This window comes from Streptomyces sp. NPDC093065 (genome assembly GCF_044754585.1).
Classification (GTDB): domain Bacteria; phylum Actinomycetota; class Actinomycetes; order Streptomycetales; family Streptomycetaceae; genus Streptomyces.
Map to the genome: position 1 here is coordinate 1 of NZ_JBIVPJ010000063.1, position 1,618 is coordinate 1,618.

General features: G+C 68.4%; 2 protein-coding genes. Both read left to right on the forward strand.

The features are described from left to right. Positions 1 to 218 precede the first annotated feature (218 nt). On the forward strand, positions 219 to 611 hold the full coding sequence (locus ACIQFU_RS38625) for a hypothetical protein (protein ID WP_402558065.1): 393 nt from the start codon (positions 219 to 221) through the stop codon (positions 609 to 611). 5 nt (positions 612 to 616) lie between these two features. Further along, positions 617 to 1,285, forward strand: coding sequence for a nucleotidyl transferase AbiEii/AbiGii toxin family protein (locus ACIQFU_RS38630; protein WP_402558066.1), 669 nt, complete (start codon positions 617 to 619; stop codon positions 1,283 to 1,285). Positions 1,286 to 1,618: the final 333 nt, after the last annotated feature.

A 1,618-nucleotide genomic window follows, 5' to 3' on the forward strand; every position in this document is an offset into this window, starting at 1 on the left:
CGATCCCCGCAACTACCTGGCCTTTCTCGGCCTCGCCGCCACCCTGTGCTGCTACAAGCGACTGATCCGCCTCACCACGTAGGACACGGTCTTAGGACGGAGCGGACTTTGGCACCCTGCTCGCTTCCTCCCGAAGATCCGCGCCCACTCGCCCCGGACGTTTCTCCCCCTCCCCCCAAGGTGACCCATCCCGTCTCTCGGGCCGCCATAATGGGGGCATGGCTTCCAGCCCACACCGCCCCGCACACGCGCCGAGGAACCCCTCAGGCGCGGACGCCGACAACCTCGCGCTGTACCGGGAAAAGTTCCGGCGCCGCCTGCCGGAGTCGCTGGACGAGTTGCACGGCCCCACCCAGGGGGTCGTCGAGCTGCCGCTGCACATGGCCTGGTCCGGGCTGACCACGTACGACCTGAGCAAGCCGCGCCAGCGTATGGGCCTGTACCGCACTGTCCTCCACGAGGGACTGCGCAAGGATCTTCCCCGCTACCTCAACCGCGACCTGCTCCTTGACCTGTGGCCGGTGCTGCGTACCCTCGTCGGCCGCACGGTGCGCACGGTTTGGGAGGACGCCTTCCCTCAACTTGCCTCCCGCACCCGGGCAGCCGCGTGACGGACATGCCGGAGCTGCACACCCGGCTCCTGGCAGATGTGATCGCCCTCGGCTCCCCCTACCCCCTGGTCCTCACCGGCGGCTATGCCGTCCGGGCGCACCGCCTGGTCGATCGCCCCAGCCAGGACCTCGATGTCGCCACCGAGAATCCCGCGCCCATGGCCGACATCGCAGCGACGCTGCGTGCCGGCCTGGAAGGCCGCGGCTGGCAGGTGGACGCGCTGGAGACCGCCCCGCTGTCCGCCCGCTTCACCGTGACCGACCCGGCCACCGGACAGGAATGCGAGGTCGACATCCTCAAGGAGAACTTCTGGCGGCCGGTCACCCAGAGCCCGTACGGGCCCGTCCTCGCAGAGGAGGACGTGATCGGAACCAAGGTCCGCGCCCTCGCCGATCGCGGAGCCCCTCGCGACCTGATCGACGTGTTCGCAGCCTCCCGCCGCTGGAACAGCGCCGACCTCGAAGAATTCGGCCGCCGCCATGCCCGCGGCCGCTTCGAGAGTGAAGACCTGCAGGCAAACCTTGCCGGAGCCGAGTGGACCGACGACGAAGCCTTCGCCGCCTACGGCCTCGACGACGCCACCGTCACCGCTCTTCGCACCTGGGCCCTGGAATGGGCTGACGACCTCGCGGCCCGCCTGCTCGAAGAGTCCGATGATTCGAGCCTCGACTGATTTCGTCCGGATGTCGACGGCTCTGCAAGCAATCGAGTGCGAGAGCTGCGTACCTGGTGTCGGCGGCGCCACCACACGACCTAGCCAACTCGCTCCACGCGTGCCGGGCTCGTTGTCCTGTGCAGGGAGCCAGCTCAGTAGTTGATGAGCTGGGCGGAGACGGAGCGGGTGTCGCGGCCCTGAAGGAGGGCGGCCGTGTCGAACACTGGTGGTGGCAGATCTGCAGGGCGTGCCGTACCTAGGCAGTTTCGTTTGGATCAGTCAGTCGTTGGTCCGGGTGTGCCGTTGACTGATGCGCAGTGGGCGCGGATTGAGCCGTTGCTCCCCGACCGG